We start from the raw sequence: 17716 nt of genomic DNA on the forward strand, positions 1-17716 counted from the left end.
TCAGTGCCGCGTAAAGCCATTGTGTTGCAAAACTTATCGGTCGTGACGTTTCAACCATTGTTCGGCCAAAACTCGTGCCTTCGCGTCGGCGGTAAACACCGCATCGAGATCATCCAGCGCCACCACGGGTTCGAGATTCAAGACCTCCTCGATGATACTCGCGATTTCCAGGTAACGAACCCGCCCATCGAGAAACGCTGCCACAGCCACTTCATTGGCCGCATTGAGCATCGCCGGTGCACTGTCGCCGGCCTCGGCGGCTTGACGCGCCAGACGCAGACAAGGGAAGCGCTGTTCATCCGGCGCTTCGAAATCCAGGCGCGCGATGGCAAACAGATCGAGCGGCGCCACACCGGAATCAATACGCTCCGGCCAAGCCAACGCATTGGCAATCGGCGTGCGCATGTCAGGATTACCCAACTGCGCCAGCACCGAGCCGTCGACGTAATCGACCAGCGAGTGAATCACGCTTTGCGGATGGATCACCACCTCGATCTGCGATGGCTTGGCATCGAACAACCAGCAGGCTTCGATCAGCTCAAGGCCTTTGTTCATCATGCTGGCCGAATCCACGGAAATCTTGCGCCCCATGGACCAGTTCGGATGCGCACACGCTTGGTCAGGTGAAACATGCACCAGTTCAGCCATCGGTGTCTGTCGGAACGGGCCACCAGAGGCTGTCAGTAAAATCCTTCGCACGCCGACCGAGCTCAAGCCACGAGCAAAATCCTGCGGCATGCACTGGAAAATCGCGTTGTGTTCGCTGTCGATCGGCAACAGCACCGAACCGCTTTTGCGCACGGCCTGCATGAACAAAGCACCGGACATCACCAGCGCTTCTTTATTAGCCAGGAGAATCTTTTTGCCAGCCTCGACGGCGGCCAAAGTCGGACGCAGCCCCGCTGCACCCACAATCGCCGCCATCACCGCATCGACTTCCGGCGCGGAGGCGACCTGGCACAAGCCCTCCTCCCCCACCAGCACCCGCGTTGGCAAACCCGCGGCACGCAGATCATCCTGCAAGCCACGGGCAGCGGCGACTTCAGGCACCACGGCAAATTGCGGCACGTGACGCACACACAAGGCCAGCAGTTCGCTAAGACGCGTGAAACCGCTCAGGGCGAATACTTGATAACGCTCAGGGTGACGCGCAATGACATCCAGGGTGCTCAGGCCAATCGAACCGGTCGCCCCCAGAACGGTAATCTGTTGGGCTCGGCTCACGGTGCGGCCATCCACAACAGCACGGCAAACACCGGAATCGCTGCGGTCAGGCTGTCGATGCGGTCAAGCACACCGCCATGCCCGGGCAACAGATTGCTGCTGTCCTTGATGCCGGATTGACGCTTGAACATGCTTTCGGTGAGGTCGCCGACCACCGAGATAAAGACGATCAGCGCAGCGCCGATCAAGCCCTTGAGCAGTTCGGCCACTGTCCAGTCGCGCACCAGACCAACGATGGCGGTGATCACCAGGCTCAATGCCAGACCACCGTAAACGCCTTCCCAGCTCTTGCCCGGGCTGACCTGCGGGGCCAGTTTGCGCTTGCCGAAAGCACGGCCGGAGAAGTAGGCGCCGATATCAGCGCCCCACACCAACACCATCACCGCCATGATCAGCCAGTTACCCAACGGGTACTGTTTGATCTGCACCAGACCTTGCCAGGCCGGCAACAGAATCAGCAGACCGATCACCAGTTTGGTCGCCGCACTGGACCAATGAGCACTGGAGGCCGGGTAAGTAAGCACCAGGTAAGTCGCCACTGCCCACCACAACACCGAAGCACCGAGCACCCATGGCGCAAGGCCGGGCAAGATGTACATGATGAAGAGCATGAACGCGACCACGGCGGCAAAAGCCACACGGAACGCTTGCCCGGTGAAACCTGCCAGACGCGCCCATTCCCAGGCGCCCAAAGTCACGACCAGACCGATGAACAAGGCAAACCCGGAGCCTTCGAGCAGGAAAAACCCGCACAAGGCAATCGGCAGCAGGATCAGTGCAGTGATGATTCGTTGTTTAAGCATTAAACCCGGGCTCCAGCTTCGACCTGTTCGCTCGTTTTACCGAAGCGACGTTGACGTGAAGCGAAATCGGCCAGCGCAGTACGCATGGCATCGTGTTTGAAGTCCGGCCAGAACAGGTCGGAGAAGTACAACTCGGCGTAAGCCAGCTGCCACAGCAGGAAGTTGCTGATGCGGTGCTCACCACCGGTGCGGATGCACAAATCCGGCAACGGCAGATCGCCGGTGACCAGACAGGTTTGCAAAAGATCCGGAGTGATGTCTTCCGGACGCAGATGCCCGGCCTGAACTTCGCGTGCCAGGCGCTGTGCAGCCTGCGCAATATCCCACTGACCGCCGTAGTTGGCGGCGATCTGCAGAACAAAACGGTTGGCACCGGCAGTCATTGCTTCGGCTTCGCGCATCGCCGCCTGAAGTTCAGGATGGAAGCGCGTGCGATCGCCAATGATGCGCAGGCAGATGTTGTTGTCGTTGAGGCGCTTGGCCTCACGACGCAATGCCTTGAAGAACAGATCCATCAAGGCGCTGACTTCATCGGCCGGGCGCTGCCAGTTTTCACTGGAGAAGGCGAACAAGGTCAACACTTCGACCTTGGCCTCAGCGCACACCTCGATGACGGCTCGCACAGCATCCACGCCCGCTTTATGCCCGGCGACACCCGGCATAAAGCGTTTTTTAGCCCAGCGATTATTACCATCCATGATGATCGCGACATGGCGCGGCACCGCGGACGGCGCAGTCTGCTTGGTCTTGTCCATTAAAAGCTCGACCCTTATACGGCCATCAGGTCTTTTTCTTTCTCTTCCGTGGCCTTGGTGATCATGGCTTCGGAATCCTTGGTCAGCTTATCGATATCGGCGATTGCACGACGCTCTTCGTCTTCGCTGATTTCTTTATCCTTGACCAGCTTCTTCAGCTCGCCCAACGCGTCACGACGGATGTTGCGCACGGCAACACGAGCGTCTTCAGCAGCACTGCGCGCCTGCTTGGTGAAGCCCTTACGGGTTTCTTCAGTCAGGGCAGGCATGGAGATCAGCAACAACTCACCGAGGTTGGTCGGGTTGAGGTTCAGGCCAGCGCTCTGGATTGCCTTGTCGACGGCAGCGAGCATGTTGCGCTCGAAGGCCACGACTTGCAGGGTGCGCGAGTCTTTAACAGTGATGTTGGCAACCTGGGTGATGGAGGTGTCAGCGCCGTAGTACGGCACCATCACGCTGCCCAGAATGCTTGGGTGAGCCTTACCGGTACGGATCTGGCCAAAGGCGTGAGCCAGAGAGTCCAGGGATTTTTGCATGCGCTCTTGAGCGTCTTTTTTGATTTCGTTGATCATTGTTGACCTTCCTCGATCAGGGTGCCTTCAGCGCCGCCATGGACGATGTTCAGCAGGGCACCAGGTTTGTTCATGTTGAATACGCGCAGCGGCATCTTGTGATCGCGGCACAGGCAGATAGCGGTCAGATCCATTACACCCAGCTTGCGATCCAGTACTTCATCATAAGTCAGATGATCGAACTTCTCGGCATGCGGGTCTTTGAACGGGTCTGCGGTGTAAACACCATCGACCTTGGTCGCTTTCAGCACGACGTCGGCATCAATTTCGATGGCACGCAGGCAGGCTGCCGAATCCGTGGTGAAGAACGGGTTGCCGGTACCGGCTGCGAAAATCACGACGTCTTTGGAGTTCAGGTGGCGCATGGCTTTGCGGCGATCATAGTGATCGGTTACGCCAACCATGGAAATCGCCGACATCACGATGGCCGAGATATTGGCACGTTCCAGCGCATCGCGCATGGCCAGGGCGTTCATCACAGTGGCCAGCATGCCCATGTGGTCGCCTGTGACCCGATCCATACCGGCTTTGCTCAGGGCTTCGCCACGGAACAGGTTACCGCCACCGATCACCAGACCGACCTGAACACCGATGCCGACCAGTTGGCCGACTTCCAGCGCCATGCGATCGAGTACTTTCGGATCGATCCCGAACTCTTCCGAGCCCATCAGGGCCTCGCCGCTAAGCTTGAGTAGAATGCGTTTATAGCGAGCCTGATAACCACTGCCCTGCTGAGCCATTGCGAATCTCTCCTGCGGCGTATTAAAAAATTCTGTGCGAGCTGTTTACAGCTGGCGTTCACTCTAGCTTGGCGCTGCTTCAGCGCCATCGGAACATGGCTTTGTAAGTCAGTTCCAAGTGGAAACCAATAAAAAATTGGCTACCCCATCTGAAAAGAGGCTGCGCGCGTAAGCGGGCAGCCTCTTTCGGGCGACAGTTGAAAACTGTCTTATTGCTTGGCGGCAGCCAGCTGGGCAGCAACTTCTTCAGCGAAGTTGTCGACCGGCTTCTCGATGCCTTCGCCTACTTTGAAGTAAGTGAAGGAAACGATTTCAGCACCGGCTTTCTTGGCCAGTTCGCCAACCTTGATTTCAGGGTTCTTGACGAACGCCTGCTCAACCAGGCTTGCTTCTGCCAGGAACTTGCTGATACGGCCTTTGACCATATTTTCAACAATGTTTTCTGGCTTGCCTTTGATCTTCTCTTCGTTCAGCTGCAGGAACACAGCTTTTTCGCGCTCGATCGCTTCAGCCGAAACTTCCGATGGCAGCAGGAACTCAGGGTTGCTGGCCGCTACGTGCATAGCGATGTCTTTGGCCAGTTCAACGTTGCCGCCTTTCAGAACAACTGCAACACCGATCTTGTTGCCGTGCAGGTAGCCACCAACAACGTCGCCTTCTACGCGAACCAGACGACGGATGTTGACGTTTTCGCCAACCTTGCCGACCAGTACCAGACGAGCAGCTTCTTGCGCTTCGATCAGCGGAGCAACATCGGTCAGCTTGTCAGCGAAGGCTTTTTCAATGCTTTCAGCAACGAATGCCTTGAAGTCGTCCTGCAGAGCCAGGAAGTCGGTCTGCGAGTTCACTTCCAGCAGAACAGCAGATTTGCCGTCTTCTTTCAGAGCGATCGCGCCTTCAGCAGCTACGTTGCCTGCTTTTTTGGCAGCCTTGATTGCGCCCGAAGCACGCATGTCATCAATGGCTTTTTCGATGTCGCCGTCAGCCTTTTCCAGGGCTTTCTTGCAATCCATCATGCCTTCGCCGGTACGCTCACGCAGTTCTTTAACCAACGCTGCAGTAATTGCTGCCATTTTCAAATTCCTCTTGGATAGGTTTTCAACCATTCCACCCGATCGAACGGGCGTTCAATTCTTCCCGAAGCCGTTTGTAGCCGCTGCACGTTACAGATGCTGTAGCTGCGCTGCCGACAAATGGTTTTCGAGGTGGCAAAAAGGGGGCCAAGCCCCCTTTTTGCTTACTGAGTCAACGCCAGGGCGTTAATTACTCAGCTGCAGCTGCCGGAGCTTCTTCAGCTGCGAACTCTACAGTGCCGCCGCCAACATTGTTGCGACCACGGATAACTGCGTCAGCCATCGAACCCATGTACAGCTGGATAGCGCGGATTGCGTCATCGTTGCCTGGGATGATGTAGTCAACGCCTTCCGGGCTGCTGTTGGTATCGACAACGCCGATAACCGGGATGCCCAGCTTGTTGGCTTCGGTGATCGCGATGCGCTCGTGGTCAACGTCGATCACGAACAGTGCGTCTGGCAGACCGCCCATGTCCTTGATGCCGCCCAGCGAACGATCCAGCTTCTCAAGATCACGAGTGCGCATCAGCGCTTCTTTCTTGGTCAGCTTGGCGAAAGTACCGTCTTCGGCTTGAACTTCAAGGTCACGCAGACGCTTGATGGAAGCACGAATGGTTTTGAAGTTGGTCAGCATGCCGCCCAACCAGCGGTGATCGACGTACGGCGAACCGCAACGTGCTGCTTCTTCAGCAACGATCTTGCCAGCGGAACGCTTGGTGCCGACGAACAGAATCTTGTTTTTGCCCTGGGCCAGACGCTCTACGAAAGTCAGAGCTTCGTTGAACATTGGCAGGGTTTTTTCAAGGTTGATGATGTGAATCTTGTTACGCGCGCCGAAAATGTACTTACCCATTTTCGGATTCCAGTAACGGGTTTGGTGACCGAAGTGCACACCGGCCTTCAGCATATCGCGCATATTGACTTGGGACATGATAGTTCCTTAATAAGTCGGGTTTGGCCTCCACGTATCCCAATGACCAACCAGTGGCATAAAGCCAAAAGCACCCAGGTCATCGTGTCGACACGTGTGTGGATTTAAGCTTTTCGGGGTATCCCCGGAAAGCGGCGCATTTTATACCACAGGGTGCGCAGAAACGGAACACGAAATCTGTATTCGCACCAAGGACATGGGCGCAGCCCCCTTGGAATCGGCTTCAGGGGCACCATTGTATAGAGAGAAGCGATGCACGCAGGCACTGAATTGCGCCGTGCGTCTGTTAGAATCGCGTTTTTCAGGGTCGCAAAACGCACACTTGCCACCCTATTCGTATCAGCAAGCGCCGCCGAGCGCAGAGAGAGCCTGTATGACCGTCAACCTCAAAACCCCCGAGGACATCGCTGGCATGCGTGTCGCCGGCAAACTGGCCGCCGATGTGCTGGAAATGATTGCCGAACATGTCAAACCGGGCGTCACCACCGATGAGCTGAACCAGATCTGCCACGATTACATCGTCAACGTGCAGCAAGCCATCCCTGCCCCGCTCAACTACAAGGGCTACCCGAAGTCGATCTGCACCTCGATCAACCACGTGGTGTGCCACGGCATCCCGAACGACAAGCCGCTGAAAAACGGCGACACCCTGAACATCGACGTGACCGTGATCAAAGACGGCTACCACGGCGACACCAGCCGCATGTTCCACGTAGGCGAAGTGCCGGTCTGGGCCGAGCGTCTGTCGCAGATCACTCAGGAATGCATGTACAAGGCGATCGAAATCGTCAAACCCGGTTGCCGCCTCGGCGACATCGGTGAAGTGATTCAGAAGCACGCGGAAAAGAACGGTTTCTCAGTCGTTCGCGAGTTCTGCGGCCACGGCATCGGCAAGGTGTTCCACGAAGAGCCGCAGATTCTGCACTACGGCCGGGCCGGCACTGGCATGGAACTGAAGGCCGGCATGACCTTCACCATCGAACCGATGATCAACCAGGGCAAGGCCGACACCAAAGTATTGGGCGACGGCTGGACCGCGATCACCAAAGACCGCAAGCTGTCGGCACAGTGGGAACACACCCTGCTGGTCACCGACACCGGCTACGAGATCTTCACCCTGCGCGCCGACGACACCATCCCGCGCATCTCGGCCTGATCCAGCAAACGCTCCCAGCCTTATAGAAGGAAAGCCAATCAATGCCGCAGGTGGATCCCGAACTCTTCGACCGCGGCCAGTTCCAGGCTGAACTGGCCCTCAAAGCGAGTCCTATCGCGGCGTTCAAGAAGGCGATCCGCCAGGCTCGCGAGGTACTCGACACGCGTTTTCGCAATGGCCGCGACATCCGCCGCCTGATCGAAGACCGTGCCTGGTTCGTCGACAACATCCTGCAAAAGGCCTGGGAGCAGTTCAACTGGAGCGAAGACGCCGACATCGCGCTGGTCGCGGTCGGTGGCTACGGCCGTGGTGAGTTGCACCCGTATTCCGACATTGATTTGCTGATCCTGCTGGACAGCGCTGATCACGAAGTCTTCCGCGATTCCATCGAGCGTTTTCTCACTTTGCTGTGGGACATCGGTCTGGAAGTCGGTCAGAGCGTTCGCTCGGTCGACGAATGTGCCCAAGAGGCGCGCGCCGACCTGACTGTGGTCACCAACCTGATGGAAAGCCGCACCATTTGCGGCCCCGAGCGCTTGCGTCAGCGCATGCTTGACGTCACCAGCACCGCACACATGTGGCCCGCGAAGGAATTCTTCCTGGCCAAACGCGCCGAACAAAAGGCTCGCCACCACAAATACAACGACACCGAATACAACCTGGAACCCAACGTCAAAGGCTCGCCCGGCGGACTACGGGATATTCAGACCATTCTGTGGGTTGCGCGTCGCCAATACGGCACGCTGAACCTGCGCGCCCTCGCTGGCGAAGGTTTCCTCGTTGAGAGCGAAAACGCCCTGCTCGCCTCCTCCCAGGAATTCCTCTGGAAAGTGCGTTACGCCCTGCACATGCTCGCTGGCCGTTCCGAAGACCGCTTGCTGTTCGATCACCAGCGCACCATTGCCGGCCTGCTGGGTTTTGAAGGTGACGACGCCAAACAGGCCGTCGAAAACTTCATGCAACAGTATTTCCGCGTAGTGATGAGCATCGCTCAGCTCAGCGACCTGATCATCCAGCACTTCGAGGAAGTCATCCTCGCGCCGGAAGACGAAGCGCCGCCGCAGCCGATCAACGCACGTTTCCAGTTGCATGACGGCTACATCGAAGCGCGCAACGACAACGTGTTCCGCCGCACGCCATTCGCCATGCTGGAAATCTTCGTGCTGATGGCCCAGCAGCCGGAAATCAAAGGCGTACGTGCCGATACCATTCGCTTGCTGCGTGAGCACCGTCACCTGATCGACGACAATTTCCGTAACGATATTCGCAACACCAGCCTGTTCATAGAACTGTTCAAGTGCAAGATCGGCATCCACCGCAACCTGCGCCGGATGAACCGCTACGGCATTCTCGGGCGTTATCTGCCGGAGTTCGGTTTTATCGTCGGGCAGATGCAGCACGACCTGTTCCACATCTATACGGTCGACGCGCACACGCTCAATCTGATCAAGCACCTGCGCAAATTGCAGTACACCCAGGTGTCGGAAAAATTCCCGCTGGCCGCCAAGCTCATGGCGAAGCTGCCCAAGCCCGAACTGATCTACATGGCCGGCCTGTACCACGACATCGGCAAGGGTCGGCATGGCGACCACTCGGAGATCGGCGCGGTCGATGCCGAGGCGTTCTGCCAGCGCCACCAGTTGCCGGTGTGGGACAGCCGCCTGATTGTCTGGCTGGTGCAGAACCATCTGGTGATGTCGACCACTGCGCAGCGCAAGGACTTGTCCGACCCACAGGTGATCCACGATTTCGCGCAGGCAGTCGGCGACGAAACCCGCCTCGACTACCTGTACGTGCTGACCGTGGCCGACATCAACGCGACCAACCCGACACTGTGGAATTCATGGCGAGCGAGCCTGTTGCGTCAGCTCTACACCGAGACCAAACGCGCGTTGCGTCGTGGCCTGGAAAACCCGGTCGATCGCGAAGAACAGATCCGCCAGACCCAGAGCGCGGCACTGGACATTCTGGTGCGCGGCGGCACCGATCCGGACGACGTCGAGCAGTTGTGGGCGCAGTTGGGCGATGACTATTTCCTGCGCCACACTGCTGGCGACGTGGCTTGGCACAGCGATGCGATCCTGCAGCAACCGGTCGATGGCGGGCCGCTGGTGTTGATCAAGGAAACCACCCAGCGCGAGTTCGAGGGCGGCACACAGATCTTCATTTATGCACCGGATCAGCACGACTTCTTCGCGGTGACCGTGGCGGCGATGGATCAGCTCAACCTGAACATTCACGACGCGCGGGTTATCACCTCGAGCAGTCAGTTCACCCTCGACACCTACATCGTGCTCGACAACGAAGGCGAATCCATCGGTGACAACCCGACACGGGTCAAACAGATCCGCGAAGGCCTGACCGAAGCGCTGCGCAACCCGGACGACTACCCGACGATCATTCAGCGTCGGGTGCCGCGTCAGCTCAAGCATTTTGCCTTTGCGCCGCAAGTGACGATCCATAACGATGCGCAGCGCCCGGTCACCGTGCTGGAGCTGACCGCACCTGATCGACCGGGACTGCTCGCGCGGATCGGCGGGATTTTCCTTGAGTTCGATTTGTCGCTGCAGAACGCCAAGATTGCGACCTTGGGCGAACGGGTGGAAGACGTGTTCTTTATCACCGACGCGCACAACCAGCCGCTGTCCGACCCGCTGCTGTGCAGCCGTTTACAGGATGCGATCGTTGAGCAGTTGAGCGTCAATCAGGAGCCGGATATCAAGCTTTCGCGTATCAGTATTTGAATTGAAGTAACTATTACTCCTGTGGGAAGGAAGACTCCGATACCAGCCTGCTCAACAAACCCCCTGTAGGAGTGAGCCTGCTCGCGATAGCGGTTCATCAGCTTGCATAGATATTGAATGTGCCTTCCTCATCGCGAGCAGGCTCACTCCTACAGGTTTTGTGTAAGGCGCGCATTGAAGCAATCCCTCCCACATTAAAAGAGGCCCCAATGAACAACGCTCTGAACCAGCTCCAGCCCTACCCGTTCGAAAAGCTCCGCGCCCTGCTCGGCACTGTGACGCCGAACCCGGACAAGCGCCCGATCGCGCTGTCGATCGGCGAACCGAAACATCGCTCGCCGAGCTTTGTCGCCGAAGCGCTGGCGAACAATCTGGATCAGATGGCGGTGTACCCAACCACATTGGGCATCCCGGCCCTGCGCGAAGCCATCGCCGGCTGGTGCGAACGTCGCTTCGGCGTACCGAGCGGCTGGATCGATCCGGCGCGCAACGTACTGCCCGTCAACGGCACCCGTGAAGCGCTGTTCGCCTTCACTCAGACCGTGGTCAATCGCGGCGATGACGCACTGGTCGTCAGCCCGAACCCGTTCTATCAAATCTATGAGGGCGCCGCGTTCCTCGCCGGGGCCAAGCCGCACTACCTGCCGTGCCTCGACGAGAACGGCTTCAACCCGGATTTCGACGCGGTGTCGCCGGACATCTGGAAGCGTTGCCAGATTCTGTTCCTGTGCTCGCCGGGTAACCCGACCGGCGCGCTGATCCCGGTCGACGTACTGAAAAAGCTAATCGCACTGGCTGACGAATACGACTTTGTGATCGCCGCTGACGAGTGCTACAGCGAGTTGTACTTCGACGAACAAACCCCGCCGCCGGGCCTGCTCACTGCTTGCGTCGAATTGGGCCGCAAGGATTTCAAACGTTGCGTGGTGTTCCACAGCCTGTCCAAGCGTTCCAACCTGCCGGGCCTGCGTTCCGGTTTCGTTGCTGGCGATGCCGACATCCTCAAAGGCTTCCTGCTCTATCGCACCTACCACGGCTGCGCGATGCCGGTGCAAACGCAACTGGCCAGCGTTGCCGCGTGGAACGACGAAGAACACGTGCGCGCCAACCGTGCGCTGTACCGCGAGAAGTTTGATGCAGTACTGGAAATCCTCAGCCCGGTGATGGACGTGCAGCGTCCGGATGGCAGCTTCTATCTGTGGCCGAATGTGAACGGTGATGACGCGGCGTTCTGCCGTGATTTGTTCGAACAAGAGCATGTCACTGTGGTGCCGGGTTCTTATCTGTCCCGTGATGTCGATGGCGTTAATCCGGGTGCCGGCCGTGTGCGTATGGCGCTGGTTGCGCCGTTGGATGAATGCGTTGAAGCGGCGGAACGAATTCGCGCGTTTATTACCCGTCAGAAATAAACAACTGAATACCGTGCCAGGCAATCTGGCACGGTAACTTGCCCATGCAAGTTACACTTCAAGACAACTAAAGACTCTCTTCCTTCTTGCCCACGACTTATATTCGGTCGTGCGCTACTGCACTCGGCTACAAATAAAAACCAACTCAAGGAAGAACAAAAATGTGGGCAACAAATAACCCATCCAAACTGTGGACGCCCGGTCGCACACTTACAATTGCCTTTCTCAATGGTACACAGGAGGCCAAAGATATAATCATTGCCGCCGCGAGCAGCTGGCTGCCGCACATCAATTTGAACTTCGATTTCGTTGAAGGTCATGCAGGTGATATCCGCATTCGTTGCGACGGTGGCGCTTTCTTTTCCGCCGTCGGCACTGACGCACTGCTTCATGACGAAGGCGCAACGATGCAGCTCGGTTCACACCTGGCTGAACGCCCCCGTTTTTTCGCCGCCAATGTCATGCATGAGTTTGGTCATATGCTGGGTGCCAAACACGAACAGACTCACCCGCTGGCCGACATCCCTTGGGACTTGTCAACGATCTACGAATCACATGGACTGACTGACGATCCGGATGAAGACGATGAGTTGACGCGCTCGAAGCGTGACTGGCTGCACGACTTGTATATTGATTGCGCCGATCGCGAAGACAGCATTTACTCAGACTATGACCGCAAGTCGATCATGCACTACTTCATCCCCCAATCCTGGACAAAGGGCGATTTCCAGAATCTCCTTAACCTGGAACTTAGCGACAACGACAAGGCCTTCATGGCGAAGGCTTATCCCTATCCGGTGTAAACCTGCCGTCTATTTTTTTCACTCAAATAGATATCGACCAACACTTTGTAAAAACCGCACCACATCTCGAACTGCTGGATTCAAGCAGATTGAAAAAACTATTTAAAAAGGAACTTTAAATGAAACAGAACAAACCTTGTTCGATAATTCGCCCACACGATGAGAGTGCCTCCCATCACGCAGCGCTCCGGGAAAACCCTGCGAACACTCGTGCACCAAACGCCATGGGGCACGGTATCAGGGCAACTGGTTATTTCAAGAAATTCTGGAGAGCGGGCAGGACATTGAGAGTACGCTTTCTAGATCCTCATTCGTTCATTGGAAAGATGGTTTACATGGCGGGATTCTGGGAGTGGCAGCGATATGCGAATATAGACTTCCAACTGTCAGAGGACGAGGATGCCGAGATCAGAATCCGAACCATTTGTGACGATAGTTGCTCAACCATCGGCACTGATGCGTTAATCATTGAGCAGAGTGAAGCAACCCTTTACCTCGCCATTCCGATTGGCGAAGAAGGTTTTATGGCGACTCTACGTCATGAAATCGGACATGTACTGGGCTTCGAGCATGAACACATGCATCGCGATGCGAACATCCCCTGGAACAAAGAAAAAGTCTACGCCTACTATCTTGAGGAACATGAGTGGGATAAAGAGCGTGTTGATCACAACATCCTCAAAACCGTCGATCCGGACAATGTTGCAGACACTGATTACGACACGACCTCCATCATGCACTATGAAGTCGATGCGGAACTCACCGACGGCGTTTTCGAAGTCGGCGAGAATAATGAACTCAGCGAAAAAGATATAAAAGCCGCCCGTTATTTTTACCCAAAAGATCCAGACAGTGTTCCTTGGAAAGACCTGTTGGACAATCCATGAGTTTACAACGGGTATCTATTTGACCAGTCCAAGATTTGCTTCACTCAAATCGAGCTCTCCCAACACTTCACGTAATACGTCATCACCAATCTGGTGATGACGGCTGAGACTATAGAGTTCCAGGCGCTGCGCTCGCAGCGCCTTCAAACGCAAACGCCGCTCCAGCAGATCCATCTGAAACGCCATCGCCTGCGCTTCGGCGGAGTCGTTGAACACGTCGAGTTGATGGCGATATTCAGACATGATCCGCGCCTTGAGCTCTGCCGCCAGCGCCGCTTGAGCGGCATCCTGCGGTGGGAGCTCCTCGGTTTCCAGTGAGTGAATCGCTGCTTCGGCGGTTTTCCGCCAGGCATCGCGTACTTCTTGGCGACGCTTGTCGTCCGGGCTCTTTTCGATGCCGCGCAGTAACAGCGGCAGCGCGATACACGCCGAAATCAGTGAGAGCAGAATCACCCCGGCGGCGATGAAGATCAGCAGATCACGCTCGGGAAATGCCTCCGCGCCCATCAACATCGGCACCGACATCACACCCGCCAGCGTCACCGCCCCACGCACACCGCCGACGGTCAGCAACCAGCAGGAACGTGCGGTCGGTACTTGCGTCAACTCGCCTTTGCCGCGCACACGCCGCAGCAACACCGACAAACGCCAGATGCTCTGCACCCAGATAAACCGCAGCAGCACCAACGCGAGGAAAATTGCCACGACGTCGAGGCCGCGATACAGCAGGGTCGGCCACAACGTCGGTTCGTGGCTGACCACGGCTTTGATGATGTCCGGCAATTGCAGGCCGAGCAGCAGGAAGATCAAGCCGTTGAAAGCAAATTCCAGCAGCGACCAGACGCTGCGGTTGAGCAAACGGGTGCTGGTCTGCCGGGGCAGCAGGTCGAGCCAGCTCTGCATCATCCCCGCCGCCACTGCCGACAGAATGCCCGAGACGCCAAGGCGTTCAGCCAAGACATACGCGGCGAACGGCAACAGCAACATAAATACAACGTGCGTCGCTGGATCATCCCAGCCGCGCGCGATCATCCACGAGCGCAGGCGCCCGACCAGCCAGCTCAGCGCCACGCCGACCGCCAGACCACCGAGCGCCACCACGACAAAGGTCAGGCTGGCGTTGGTCAGCGAGAACACGCCAGTGATGGCTGCGGCCAAGGCGAACTTGAAGGTCACCAGGCCCGAAGCGTCGTTCATCAGCGCCTCGCCCTGGAGGATGTGCATCAGCGGGGTCGGCAAGCGGTTCTGCGAAATAGCCGAGACGGCCACGGCGTCGGTCGGCGACAACACGGCCGCCAAGGCGAAAGCCACGGGCAATGGGATCGTCGGCAATAACCAGTGAATGAAGTAACCGGCGCCGACCACGGTGAACAGCACCAGCCCAACGGCCAGCGTCAGAATCGGCCCGCGCAAATGCCAGAATTCGCGTTTGGGCATGCGCCAGCCATCGGAAAACAGCAGCGGCGGCAGGAACAGAAACAGGAACAGTTCGGGATCGAGGGCCACGTGCAAACCCAGCGTCGGCCAAGCGAGCAAGGCACCGGCGGCGATTTGCACTAAAGGAAGCGGCAGCGGGATGACCCGTCCGACCAGACGCGAGACGCTGACCAGCATCAGCAGGATCAGGACGGTGTAAGCGGTTTGCATAAAGCGGAAATCTCAGACAATCGACAGCGTTGAACTGCCATATTAGCCGCTTAGGATGCGTCTGGCGTTTGCACCTATGTCGCACACGCCCCAAATGATGTCCGCACAACAATGTGTAAGAGCTGCGGCACGCTGCGATCTTTTGATCTTTGAAGACACAATCAAAAGATCGCAGCCTCGTTTCACTCGACAGCTCCTACAGGGTTTTGCGTATTCGCCGAAGGGTCATGGCATAATCCGTCACCATTTTTCTCCAGCACCTGTAAAGGGGGCAATTCCTTGACCGTTTCAAGTAAAACGTTGCACCTTTTCGGCATCAAAGCCTGGGATGCCGCATAGGAATCAATCAAGGCCTTTAAAATCAAGGCTTTGAGACGTAAATCATCACTGAAAACCACCCGATTTTTCGACCGTTCAGAAACTAATAAACATTGGCCCGAACGGTTGCGTTTTGGGGAAGACTGCATACCCGCCAGCGGCGTCCTGCCGACATTCACAAATCCAAAATCCTACAGCTCGTCGCCTCACTCTCGCTCGCCATACGCGCCTCGATTACTGTATATGCAACCAGTATTCAGTAAGGCATTCCAGTGGATCACCTCATAGAAGACACCGACGATTGGCTCGGCTGCCCGACGCCGCTCGAAACCTGCCAGCACCAACTCAGAATGTACGAAAGCGAGTTCGAGGAGTTGACTCTGCAGTTACGCCAGGAGCGTGAGCGGATTTTCAAATTGGTTGAGATGCACGCTGAGGCCGTTCGCGACAGAGACTTGGCTATGGCTACTTTGCGTGAAAAAGCAGCGGAGACAGCAGCGATCCGCAGAAAAATGCATGATCTACGAACGTTAGGCAATGCCTACAAAAAAGAGGTCGGAGACCTCAGAGAAATGCTGAACGGATACACAACCTCAGCAAAAACGCCGCCGTAGGTAGCGAGAGAGTGCTACCGGGCAGTAGAAGCGTTGGAGAGGCTAACCATCCTCTCCACCTCCAACGCGATCAAAACTATTTCCACACACTGCTTTTGGTTATTAGATATTCCGAGCCCGACACTGACAAATGCGCGTCGTCGTACGCCGTAGGGCTCAATCCGTGCTCGTCAGTTATCGTTGTCATGCATCCACTCTTATCGCAGAAGATGCTGCTCGAAGAAATATAAGAGACATGATTTTTCTCAGCTACGGCATGGAGCTGACCATCAACCACGGACACGTAATCTGAAAACCCCACTGCAAGCCTCTCGGGGATCTGTGCATTCGCGGCTTCAGATTTGCCTACGCTCTTAACGAGCAAATCAGGAAGGTACTCACTCCAGCTTGGCACTGGCCCGAATATTTGGATTTTCTTAACGCCGTTACTTTGCAAAAATTCAATAGTCTTACTGACTGGCGACCAGTCATACCCTGGCCACCGAGCTGAAAGTATTACCTGATCGGGCTTATTAGTGATGATCCAATCCCTAACATAATCGTTGATCTTCTTGCAGTTCGGCCGATTTGATAGTTCAACATCTAGGAATGGCGGGCATGCGCTTGCTGTCAATTGAGTGAACTCAACGTTATGCGGAAGCGTTTTTACTAGACCGGGATAGAGCTGAGCAGCATGCGAATCACCCCACAACAGAGCAGACGTATGTATCACGGAATCAGAATGAGAAGAACAACCATTGAAATCCTTGAAATTCTGCTCTGGTCTGAGGAAGCAGGTTCCGTCTCGCCAATCTGCCATATTGAAATGATACTTTGTTAACTCAGCTACACCTGCAGGATATCTAGATGGATATCCTGCATTCGCTGTAATTACAACGCTACAAGCCAAAACGGAGGCCGTGACACCAAACGATGCAACAAGGCTGCGTTTTGCATTCCCCTTAAAGAAATGTTTCCGGGCTGGCCCTTCTATGTACCTGTAGGACAAGTGACCCACAATGAGTGTCGCGACAAGCCCAGCCACCGTATACCAGTGTGGGTGACCGCCTTCTAAATTTTTTACATATATGGATATCGGCCAATGCCAAAGATATAAGGAGTAGGAGCGGTCACCGAGCCACTGAGCAACCTTCCCTGACGTCCATTTGGAATCACTCTGATTCGACAAGATTATCAAAGCGGTTGCCACAGTCGGCACAAGCGCGTACAGCCCCGGCCATGGGAGTGTTGAGTCGAAAAAAAGCACCACGCCGATCAGCGTCACAAAAGAAACACGCTCAACTAGCTTTGCCTTTTTTCCTTCAATGGAAAAATTGCACGATATGAAAAATATCATACCGCCTAACACCAGCTCCCAAGCTCTTGAGCTTAACAAATAGAATGCTGCATCTGGCGCTTTAAAGGACTCAAATACCGAGTATGCCAAGGAGATCAAAAACGCCAGCACTAGCGCTACAAACAAAGACGCTCTGGTACTTTTCAACTTCCAAGCGGCGAGCATAAAAAACGGTAGCACCACATAAAATTGCCACTCTACTGAAAGCGACCACGTGTGCAGTAAAAGCTTTTTGCCCGAGGCAACATCAAAATAACCGGCCTGATCGAAAAAAAGAATATTCGAATAAAACAGAACCGCACTCAAGCTCTGTTTAGCAAGTAGCTCGAATTCAGCCGGATTAGAATAGAACCATCCCAGCACCAGCAAGACTATGCAAACTGCAATTAACGCCGGGGATATCCTTCTAACTCTAGCAAGAAAGAAACTAGTTATCTGCGAAGACACAGCCTTGCCGCTCTTATCTTCTAGTATTCGTGTAATGATTCCGGTCATTAGAAAACCGGAGATCACGAAGAATATATCAACGCCGGCAAACCCGCCGTTAAAGAAGCTAATTCCGAAGTGATACAAAACTACTACGACAACGGCCCACGCTCTCAGTCCATTGATGTCCGACCTAAAATTCATACGCTTTTAACCTTCCGTCAATGCTTCGATGCGCAGCACGTTGACGAATTTTGCCAGAATTTTTCTGAATTACG

General features: G+C 55.7%; 16 protein-coding genes. 6 read left to right on the forward strand and 10 right to left on the reverse strand.

The features are described from left to right. Nucleotides 1–33 precede the first annotated feature (33 nt). From ispC to rpsB, 7 genes are all read right to left on the reverse strand, one after another. Nucleotides 34–1224 carry a 1-deoxy-D-xylulose-5-phosphate reductoisomerase gene (gene ispC / locus ACP3TY_RS19540; RefSeq protein WP_426618251.1) on the reverse strand — a complete coding sequence of 397 codons (1191 nt, stop codon included), beginning with the start codon at nucleotides 1222–1224 and terminating at the stop codon, nucleotides 34–36. After that, nucleotides 1221–2027 (reverse strand): phosphatidate cytidylyltransferase, encoded by an 807-nt coding sequence (locus ACP3TY_RS19545; protein WP_426618252.1) that lies wholly within the window; start codon nucleotides 2025–2027, stop codon nucleotides 1221–1223. The genes ispC and ACP3TY_RS19545 overlap by 4 nt, the downstream gene beginning before the upstream one ends. Next, nucleotides 2027–2782 carry a polyprenyl diphosphate synthase gene (gene uppS / locus ACP3TY_RS19550; protein ID WP_053117623.1) on the reverse strand — a complete coding sequence of 252 codons (756 nt, stop codon included), beginning with the start codon at nucleotides 2780–2782 and terminating at the stop codon, nucleotides 2027–2029. Before uppS ends, ACP3TY_RS19545 begins: the two co-directional genes overlap by 1 nt. A gap of 14 nt (nucleotides 2783–2796) precedes the next feature. Further along, nucleotides 2797–3354 carry a ribosome recycling factor gene (frr, locus tag ACP3TY_RS19555; protein ID WP_053117621.1) on the reverse strand — a complete coding sequence of 186 codons (558 nt, stop codon included), beginning with the start codon at nucleotides 3352–3354 and terminating at the stop codon, nucleotides 2797–2799. Then, on the reverse strand, nucleotides 3351–4094 hold the full coding sequence (pyrH, locus tag ACP3TY_RS19560) for a UMP kinase (RefSeq protein ID WP_003222124.1): 744 nt from the start codon (nucleotides 4092–4094) through the stop codon (nucleotides 3351–3353). Before pyrH ends, frr begins: the two co-directional genes overlap by 4 nt. Nucleotides 4095–4303: 209 nt before the next feature. Then, nucleotides 4304–5167, reverse strand: a complete 864-nt coding sequence (tsf, locus tag ACP3TY_RS19565; protein WP_007908856.1) for a translation elongation factor Ts — start codon at nucleotides 5165–5167, stop codon at nucleotides 4304–4306. Nucleotides 5168–5357: 190 nt separating this feature from the next. After that, nucleotides 5358–6098, reverse strand: coding sequence for a 30S ribosomal protein S2 (gene rpsB / locus ACP3TY_RS19570; RefSeq protein WP_053117619.1), 741 nt, complete (start codon nucleotides 6096–6098; stop codon nucleotides 5358–5360). Between the two features lie 373 nt (nucleotides 6099–6471). On the opposite strand from rpsB, the gene map reads away from it, so the two are divergent. The 5 genes from map (at nucleotide 6472) to ACP3TY_RS19595 (ending at nucleotide 13097) form a co-directional block, all read left to right on the forward strand. Then, nucleotides 6472–7254 carry a type I methionyl aminopeptidase gene (gene map, locus ACP3TY_RS19575; RefSeq protein ID WP_016985097.1) on the forward strand — a complete coding sequence of 261 codons (783 nt, stop codon included), beginning with the start codon at nucleotides 6472–6474 and terminating at the stop codon, nucleotides 7252–7254. 41 nt (nucleotides 7255–7295) lie between these two features. Next, nucleotides 7296–9998, forward strand: a complete 2703-nt coding sequence (locus ACP3TY_RS19580; protein WP_053117617.1) for a [protein-PII] uridylyltransferase — start codon at nucleotides 7296–7298, stop codon at nucleotides 9996–9998. 209 nt (nucleotides 9999–10207) lie between these two features. Next, a complete protein-coding gene (gene dapC, locus ACP3TY_RS19585) occupies nucleotides 10208–11407 on the forward strand; it encodes a succinyldiaminopimelate transaminase (RefSeq protein WP_426618253.1) in 1200 nt (399 codons plus the stop codon). A gap of 161 nt (nucleotides 11408–11568) precedes the next feature. Continuing rightward, on the forward strand, nucleotides 11569–12210 hold the full coding sequence (locus ACP3TY_RS19590; RefSeq protein WP_426618254.1) for a hypothetical protein: 642 nt from the start codon (nucleotides 11569–11571) through the stop codon (nucleotides 12208–12210). A gap of 119 nt (nucleotides 12211–12329) precedes the next feature. Beyond that, entirely contained in the window at nucleotides 12330–13097 is a 768-nt protein-coding gene (locus ACP3TY_RS19595) for a M12 family metallopeptidase (RefSeq protein ID WP_426618255.1), read from the forward strand. A 15-nt stretch (nucleotides 13098–13112) separates the two neighbouring features. Here ACP3TY_RS19595 and ACP3TY_RS19600 read toward each other — a convergent pair whose 3' ends face one another. Both ACP3TY_RS19600 and ACP3TY_RS19605 read right to left on the reverse strand, forming a co-directional pair. Continuing rightward, nucleotides 13113–14744, reverse strand: a complete 1632-nt coding sequence (locus tag ACP3TY_RS19600; RefSeq protein WP_426618256.1) for a Na+/H+ antiporter — start codon at nucleotides 14742–14744, stop codon at nucleotides 13113–13115. A 182-nt stretch (nucleotides 14745–14926) separates the two neighbouring features. Continuing rightward, a complete protein-coding gene (locus tag ACP3TY_RS19605) occupies nucleotides 14927–15241 on the reverse strand; it encodes a hypothetical protein (RefSeq protein ID WP_426618257.1) in 315 nt (104 codons plus the stop codon). A 93-nt stretch (nucleotides 15242–15334) separates the two neighbouring features. Between ACP3TY_RS19605 and ACP3TY_RS19610 the strand changes: the two genes are divergently transcribed. After that, on the forward strand, nucleotides 15335–15676 hold the full coding sequence (locus ACP3TY_RS19610) for a hypothetical protein (RefSeq protein WP_426618258.1): 342 nt from the start codon (nucleotides 15335–15337) through the stop codon (nucleotides 15674–15676). Nucleotides 15677–15752: 76 nt separating this feature from the next. On the opposite strand, the gene ACP3TY_RS19615 is transcribed toward ACP3TY_RS19610, so the two are convergent. Then, a complete protein-coding gene (locus ACP3TY_RS19615) occupies nucleotides 15753–17642 on the reverse strand; it encodes an acyltransferase family protein (protein WP_426618259.1) in 1890 nt (629 codons plus the stop codon). Nucleotides 17643–17716 lie beyond the last annotated feature (74 nt).

Source organism: Pseudomonas rustica, from assembly GCF_049959085.1.
GTDB classification, from domain to species: domain Bacteria; phylum Pseudomonadota; class Gammaproteobacteria; order Pseudomonadales; family Pseudomonadaceae; genus Aquipseudomonas; species Aquipseudomonas rustica.